Origin of the sequence: Bradyrhizobium sp. 132 (assembly GCF_023074185.1) — a bacterium.
In the GTDB taxonomy this organism is placed as follows: domain Bacteria; phylum Pseudomonadota; class Alphaproteobacteria; order Rhizobiales; family Xanthobacteraceae; genus Bradyrhizobium.
Genome location: NZ_JADPKY010000166.1, coordinates 1 through 6920, shown reverse-complemented (window position 1 = coordinate 6920; position 6920 = coordinate 1). Strand labels below are relative to the sequence as shown.

11 protein-coding genes are annotated in these 6920 nt (G+C 59.4%); 4 read left to right on the top strand and 7 right to left on the bottom strand.

All coding sequences use genetic code 11. The annotated features are described in order from the left end of the window. Window positions 1-19 precede the first annotated feature (19 nt). Genes IVA74_RS36205 through IVA74_RS36190 form a run of 4 tightly spaced genes read right to left on the bottom strand, consistent with a single transcriptional unit; the run spans window position 20 to window position 2982 of the window. Window positions 20-301, bottom strand: a complete 282-nt coding sequence (locus tag IVA74_RS36205; protein WP_247352298.1) for a hypothetical protein — start codon at window positions 299-301, stop codon at window positions 20-22. After that, window positions 298-945 (bottom strand): hypothetical protein, encoded by a 648-nt coding sequence (locus IVA74_RS36200; protein WP_247352297.1) that lies wholly within the window; start codon window positions 943-945, stop codon window positions 298-300. The genes IVA74_RS36205 and IVA74_RS36200 overlap by 4 nt, the downstream gene beginning before the upstream one ends. Next, window positions 942-2138, bottom strand: coding sequence for an ERF family protein (locus IVA74_RS36195; RefSeq protein ID WP_247352295.1), 1197 nt, complete (start codon window positions 2136-2138; stop codon window positions 942-944). Before IVA74_RS36195 ends, IVA74_RS36200 begins: the two co-directional genes overlap by 4 nt. Then, a complete protein-coding gene (locus tag IVA74_RS36190) occupies window positions 2122-2982 on the bottom strand; it encodes a YqaJ viral recombinase family protein (RefSeq protein WP_247352293.1) in 861 nt (286 codons plus the stop codon). Before IVA74_RS36190 ends, IVA74_RS36195 begins: the two co-directional genes overlap by 17 nt. Window positions 2983-3276: 294 nt before the next feature. Between IVA74_RS36190 and IVA74_RS36185 the strand changes: the two genes are divergently transcribed. After that, a complete protein-coding gene (locus tag IVA74_RS36185; protein WP_247352291.1) occupies window positions 3277-3579 on the top strand; it encodes a hypothetical protein in 303 nt (100 codons plus the stop codon). A 72-nt stretch (window positions 3580-3651) separates the two neighbouring features. Here the strand turns inward: IVA74_RS36185 and IVA74_RS36180 are convergent, their stop codons facing one another. Continuing rightward, entirely contained in the window at window positions 3652-3852 is a 201-nt protein-coding gene (locus IVA74_RS36180; RefSeq protein ID WP_247352289.1) for a hypothetical protein, read from the bottom strand. Between the two features lie 624 nt (window positions 3853-4476). Here IVA74_RS36180 and IVA74_RS36175 point away from each other — a divergent pair. Beyond that, complete coding sequence (locus tag IVA74_RS36175) at window positions 4477-5136, top strand: hypothetical protein (RefSeq protein WP_247352287.1); 660 nt, start codon at window positions 4477-4479, stop codon at window positions 5134-5136. Between the two features lie 155 nt (window positions 5137-5291). Here the strand turns inward: IVA74_RS36175 and IVA74_RS36170 are convergent, their stop codons facing one another. Further along, window positions 5292-5537 (bottom strand): helix-turn-helix transcriptional regulator, encoded by a 246-nt coding sequence (locus tag IVA74_RS36170; RefSeq protein ID WP_247352285.1) that lies wholly within the window; start codon window positions 5535-5537, stop codon window positions 5292-5294. Between the two features lie 143 nt (window positions 5538-5680). Here IVA74_RS36170 and IVA74_RS36165 point away from each other — a divergent pair, with 143 nt between their 5' ends. Continuing rightward, on the top strand, window positions 5681-6238 hold the full coding sequence (locus tag IVA74_RS36165) for a hypothetical protein (protein ID WP_247352283.1): 558 nt from the start codon (window positions 5681-5683) through the stop codon (window positions 6236-6238). An 88-nt stretch (window positions 6239-6326) separates the two neighbouring features. Here the strand turns inward: IVA74_RS36165 and IVA74_RS36160 are convergent, their stop codons facing one another. Then, the gene (locus IVA74_RS36160) at window positions 6327-6581 is read right to left on the bottom strand and encodes a plasmid stabilization protein (RefSeq protein WP_247352281.1); all 255 of its coding nucleotides are present in this window, start codon (window positions 6579-6581) and stop codon (window positions 6327-6329) included. Between the two features lie 235 nt (window positions 6582-6816). On the opposite strand from IVA74_RS36160, the gene IVA74_RS36155 reads away from it, so the two are divergent. Continuing rightward, a partial coding sequence (locus tag IVA74_RS36155) for a transposase (protein ID WP_247352300.1) occupies window positions 6817-6920 on the top strand: 104 nt, incomplete at its 3' end.

Here is a 6920-nt window from a genome sequence, read left to right as displayed (position 1 = left end):
CATCTTCGCCCATTGGGCGTCAGTCAAAACGAATCGGTCCATCCCAAGCTTGAATCACAACCAAGCCCCGATGAGAATCCTGAATCCCAACAGACCCTAGCAGACAGGCGGCGTCATGGAGTCGCCCGACCTCATAGACGAGCTGCTCGATGTCCATTGAGATTTGAATTGCCTCCGCGATGCTGCCGGCGTCCGCACAAGCACGGGCTGCCCTGGCAATTTTTTCTGCGTCCTTAAGCTTGATGTAAATCTCGCAAAAGCAGGCTTGAATGGCAGGTTCAATAGTCTCCGGCTTCATCATCCCGAGGCCGCGCCGGTTTGGTTATGCAGCAATGACACTTTCTCCGCTCTCGGTCGGGTCCTCGGTTGGCCTGGGACGAAGTTGGGCGGGTCCTGCATTCGGCGGCGGCTGTTGATCTCCTTGAGCAAGAACAGCCGTCTTAGCTGTGCCGCGTTCATTAACGTCTCGAATAGCGTGAAGATCTCACGCGCCTGCACGTAAACTTCCAGGCTAATGGCGTGCTGATCGAAGCCATATGATGCGAGACGCGCTTCGATTTCGTCCGCTGCAATAGGATCGAGCCGCCAGTCCAGCGCGTTCTGAATGGTGTAGCGCTCGGCGTCGTCTTTGAAGATTGGCGCGATGCCGGCGACATCGATCCGACGAAGCGTCATCTCTATTGCTTTTTGCCGATAGGACTCCAGCAGCTTGTGCCGCAAAATGCGGTAGCGCTGGATTTCCCAGGATAGCTCCGCAACATCAATGGCAAGCAGCCACTCGATCGCGGATTGTGGGGCTATGTCTTGGAAGATGATCGCCTGCAGCGCGCGATAGTGGTCGATGCTTTCTCCGGGCAGGAGTTGGGGTGCAGGACACAAGGCCTGGAATTCGACCGGAACAGCGGATTCGGCTCTCGCTGGGGCGTTGCTGAAGGGGCCATTCATTGACGCGAGGCCTCCGGCCGGGCCTGTGATGAAGCATCATAAGTGGCCATGCTTGGCTTGGTGGGGTCGTGAACCGGACTCGCGGCCCATAATTCGCTGGCGACAGGCAAGGGCGATATCTGCATATCCACCCACCACGCCTTTTCGTTGCCGTGCCGGTGGAGAGCCTGGTGGTGCGAGCGGCATAACGGGACGGTGAATTCGTCGCTGACCTTGCGCCCGAGTGTCCGCGGTTGCGCGAACTTGAGGTGATGGGCATCGGACGGAGCCTGCTTGCAGACCAGGCAAGGCTGTGCGCGGACAAAAGCAAGGTGGGCCTTGCTTCGCTTGCGCGGAGGCTCCTTGGGGAAGGCGAGGCCGGCCTCGCGCTGATCCGATGACCCGCCGAGGCTTGGGTTTGGGATAGCGGCTTGGGGGAGGGTAGGCACTTGCGCCGGCCCCTGTCCCAGGGTGCGTGCAGTCTCGTGTGGTGGCGTATCGGCGTCGGTCTCAGGCCAGCCCACCTCCTCGAACCTCATCTGATAGGCCGCCTCAAGCGCCCGGGCGTCCGTTTCCAACAGGGTGTTCTTCAGGGGTAGGCTGGCCTTGGCCCAAGCCAGTAGGTTGTCGCTACCCAAGACGGCCGCCAGCTCGGCTAACAGCCGCTCCCGTAGCTCAGCGGATTGCTGAGGCTTCAGCATCGCCGGTCGATTCAAGACGGCTTTAACATGCTTTCCCTTGGAGCCGGGAGCGGTTTGCGGCTCGGCGGCAGCGGGAGGTCCGGCGATCGCATCGGGGGCATCGAGGTCGTCCTCACCGGCAATGCCAACGAGCGCGAACAGGGCGTAACGGCGGGCATAGGTCAACGAGGCGCCCATCCGATGCGGGGCCTCGACCTCCTTTGCGGCGCAGACCGGCCAATCGGAGGAAATCCATTCGCCGGAGGCGTGGGCCAGTAGCGTCGTGAGATGCACCTGGCCGCTAGCGGGGTCAATCCGTGTGGTCTGAACGGTTGCGATCTCCTGCTGGCTCAGCGTTTTGCGGACGATGTCCAGGCCGGAGGCCAAGGAGGCATAGCGGAAGATCCGGTCGTCCTCCCGCGGGAAGGGAGATCGGATCACCGCCGTCAGGGTTTTTTCCGGGTTGGTAAGCTCGGCCTGTGCACGGGCGAGGGCGCCCGCAATTGCCCCGATCCGCTCACTGGACTGATGCATCGGAGGCCTCCAGGGCAAGAGCATCGAAGCTGATGGCGCCCGACTTGGAGCGCTTGGCCTTGATCCCGTGCCCGGTTGCCTCTTTGGCATCCTCGGGCACCAGCTTCTTCAACTCAGTTTTGGCAAGCTCGTGCTCCCCGTGGGCGTCCTTGGTGCTGAGATAGGCTGCAGCGAACGCGGCCCAGACGTTGGAGGAAGCCATGTCGACGATTTTGACGGCCTCCAGCCTTGGTCGCGGCGTCTCGATGTTGAACAGGACAGGCGGTTCGCCACTTTGAACACAGCGCCAGAACTTCTTCTCGGCGGTGAGGAGCAGATGCTGATAGAGCGGGTCGGCGTGAATCTTGATCTCGACCCACTTGCCGCCGCCGGTGATGATCGAAAGCACCGAGCTGCGGCTAGCGGTGACCCACATGTTATGCTGCAGCTGGGCCATGTGCTTGTCAGCAGCGCCCTCTTCAGTGAAGGCCCAGGGCAACATGAATTTGGCCTCGAATACCGCGCCAGTCTGTTCGACCATGCCGTCGAGCGTTGCCCCCATCCATTTGTGCACGGGGTGGCGAACTCGCTTCTGGATATCCTTGATGGTTTGCCCGGAGGATCGTTGGTACCAGGCGCGGTTCAGAACCTCGGTCACAGTGCCGAGCTGGACAATGAGGTTGTCGGAAAGATTTTCTGGCTCAATCTCGCCGCGCTTCTCCCGACAGAGCCGAACGAGGGAGTCCTGATCGTCTCCCATGATGATCCGCGCGTCCGAGCCGCCGATGAAATCACGGCGATCATTCGGATTGAACCTAACGATATGATTGGGCGCATCGGCGCCATTTGCCTGGACGAAAGCCACCGGAATCTCCCGTTGTCGCGTTGCGAATGCAGCTCGTGGCTGCACTGCCGCGAGCCCCGCAGCTGCGAGGCGAGACGCCGGCGCGACCTATGCGCCCGGTCGAATCAGTAACGCTCCGATCGCGCGGGAATGCCAGTCGTTTCTGCAGCAATGTTGTTGCTCACCTTGCGGCTAAATTCGCGCTGCCATCGCCGGAGGACACTTAAGTGCGAGCGGCGGCCCCGGCTCTCACCCAAAAGCCACAAATCGAAGCCAAATGAACGAAGGGAGCGAGGCAACGAAGCAGCAGCACCAATGAGCGAACGAATGCCTGTTGATCGCCGCACCGGTTACGCCGAAAATCGAGGCGGACTGGAGGCAAAGCCGAAGGAGCGGCTGATGCCAAGAACTCCAAAGGAACAGCTGTACCAGCTTGAGCGCGATATCGAACTATACGCAGAATTTGATAAGGCCGAAAAAGCCCGGTTCGATCGCGAGTCTTACTTATGGACTGCGGAAGATCGCATCGAGTGGCAGGAGACCCAATCAAGCAATGCTCAAGCGCTTCGTGAATTGCTCCAACAGCGCGACGCTTTGCGCCGGCACTGGAACCTGTAAAGTGGCTGTCAAACGGAGACTTGAGACTATGAAGTACGTCCGCCTTCTTCACTGAGTCCGACAGTCGGCTCTCTACTTTTCTGTTGATGTTGCGATTGGCATTGCCGCGGGCTTTGTTTTGCCGGCGTCCGCCGCAAGTTTTATGGCCTTGTCGTTCTCCACCCGCTCTTCGACGAACAAGAGGATCATACGGCGAGCACCTTCGTCTTTCACCTTCTGAAAGGCTTTGATCAGCCGCAGCATCTGAAGGTCTTCGATATTGTTCGGCATCATTGTTCTGGGCTCAAACGCGAGCGTGAAAGGGCGCGCACGCTGCCAATCGAGCGGCGCGATCGCAGTGTCCGACGACTCGGGGCCAGTTCTCCGCGCAACAGCTCGCCGCCGTTCACGACATGTCACCCACGTGACGCATTTTCGCGGCAGATGGAAGCAGCTGACCGAGTCAAGGCTTCGGGCGTGCCGCCCGCCCGCGCCACATCGTTCTTCGCCTGTGAATCAATCCTACGCGGACCTTAGTCGCTTCGGCCCTGAACACGCGGAGTTTAAGGCTTTGAAGTTCAGTAAGCTGTGAAACTAGCGCATCGCAATGCTGTCTCAGCAAAGTTCCTTGATTATACGCGTTAGCAGTTTTATTCATTTGCACGCCCCTGAAAATATACTTGATCAAAAAAAGCGGGAACAATATGCAAAACAATTACAACCTATGAATTTACATCAGTCAAGCTGCACCGCAGCGACGCGCGCCGATACCTCAAAAAAAACTCCAGCACCGCCTTTTTGGCGATGTATTGCGCCGCGGCCAATGCAATTGACCCAATTGACCGCAATGTCGGGCGTCACGATGGGGCGATGCACCTCAGGCGGAACCGGAGCGCTGTGGCGGTGCGGCGAGCTCTGGTGCCGGAACAGACACCTGATCGAGCAGCGGCCTGTAACCCGATGAGTCTGCTCCATCGATGCAAGCGCACCCTGCGTCACGTCAGGCTCGACGACCTCAAAGGTCGCTCTTTGGGGCCGCGCGCCGTTCTGGAACGGCTGCAGTTGATGCAGAAACACCCGTACGCCGAAACCGAATTTACAGCAGGTTTTTTTTCGAGCTGCAGGCTTGAATTGGTAGCCTGTCGGAGGAAATGTTTCAGAAGGAGCGGAAGTCAGGAGGGTCGCATGGCGTCACCAAGAAAAGTCCAGGCGAACCGCCTGAACGCCAAGCGAAGTTCGGGACCGAGGACGGAAACCGGCAAGGCGCGGTCGAGCCGCAACGCGCGTCAACATGGGCTCTCGCGCCCCAGCCTGGAGGACGATGTCAGCTCCGATGCGTTGGCCAGGGCGATCACCGCAGGCTTGCTGCAGCAACAGAGCACCTCGACCGTGCACGAGCTGGTCCGCGCCAATGTATGGCTAACCCAAATCCGAGAGGTTCGCCATGCCATGCTTGCTGCGTTGCTCGAATGTCCGTGCCCAAAGCAGATGAAGCGTCTTGCTGGACTGGAGCGCTACGAGAGGCCGGTCCGCACCGCGCAACGCCGCGTCCTGAGACGACAACTGAAGGAGGGATAAGCGGCGAGAAAGCTGGGCCGCGAGGTTCATCGAAGAGCGGGTGCACGCTCCGCTTGCTGCTGAAGTCCAGCCGCTCTCGCGCAATGTTGTGCTCGTTTAGCGGGTATCTGAGCAGATCGTAAGTCAAACGCGCGTTCCGGCGGCGCAGGCTCCGGCTATCCGGACTTTTCTCGCACAAAGCGCCGAAACAGTTTCAGCGGATCGGCCCCAAGTGCCTCGGCAATGGCGATGAACTCAACGACATCCAACCGCCGCTCGCCGCCCTCATATTTAGCGACAAAAGATTGCGGCTTGCGCAGCTTCCTGGCGAGCGCCTGTTGACGGATACCTGCCTTATGTCGCGTTGCGACAAGAAGCGCGATCAGGCGGGCATATTCGGCGGATTTGAGGGATTTTTCCATGGCCGCCGGGCTTGCGATTCGGCGGCGGTCAATCTGATCCTGGAACAGGATTATCCCAAAAGAGGATAGTATTAACTCTGCTGTGCGAAGCTGGCTGGCGAGGAGCGCGGTCGCGCTGGACTTGTGCGGCCAGCGGAGCGCAGGTGCGTGCCATGACCAACTTAGTTTCATCCATCCAGGCGATTAGCCCGACGAAGCCGCCGCGGCAGCCGATCGCGTCACACTCCTCGGCATCCAGTCTTCGCGAGCAGGCGCTGTCGCATCTCTTCATCTGGCAATTGATCGCGGCGCGCTGGCGCCAGGGCCGTCAAGATATTGAGGTGCTCAAGGGCGAGGTGGACCGCGGCGGCTACGACATTGTGCTGGAAGCAGGCCATGTGATCCGCCACATCCAGCTGAAATCATCCTTCAGAGGCTCCAAGGTCAGCGAGGTCCCGGTGAATACGAGGCTGCTCGACAAGCCGAGCGGCTGCGTAATTTGGCTGGACGTGAATCAGGAGACATTGGAGCTGGAGTGCTACCGCTGGTTCGGAAACCCGCCGGGATCACGATTGCCGGATTTGGGCTCAAAGATCAGCCACCATTCGCGAGGCGATTGCTTTGGACGGAAGGCCGAACGTCCGATGCACCGCGACCTCAAAAAGTCTAGCTTTACGTGCATCGATACTGCCGATGAGCTGCTGGTCCGGCTGTTCGGCTAACCTGTCCCGGTTAAGAGAAAGCCAGTCATGAACCGATGAATGCGGTTGGGCTTCATCGCCTCGGAGACCACATTGGTATTGAGCAGGATTATTCGAAGCGCATCGGCTCCGCGGGACGCGCGTCGCGGCCATTTTCAAGCGCCTCGACATCGGCATTGGTGAGGCCGATCTTACGGCTCATCTCCGAAAGAGCGGTGCCGAGCCGCAGCCGCCCCTCGGGACGCCCGGCGGCCTCCAGAATGGCGCACATTTCCGCTTCCACGCTGCGATTGTGCTGCGCGGCGCGGACTTTAAGCGCGCGATGCGCCTCCTCGGAGAGGTTGCGGATGGTGACAGCGGCCATGATAGCATTCTCGAAAATTGACTGCGGTGCTATCAATTATAAGGTTTGATAGCACTTCTTCAAAGTGCAGGCCCAAATCGGACGCTGATCGTGAATTAAAGCAGCGGCCGCCACCCGCGAACGCCCTCTTCGGGCACAACAGCAGCGCAAGGATCAAAAAGCGAAAAAACTCGATTGAGCTGCACCCGGTTCCGAAGACACCAAGTTAGGTGTTTTATGGAGCAGGAGGTGCGTCATGGCGAGAAGGCAGTTTACGCGGGAGTTCAAGCTTGAGGCCGTGCGGCTGATCAAGCAGCGCGGCGTGTCGTATGCGCAGGCGTCCAAAGACCTTGGTATTCA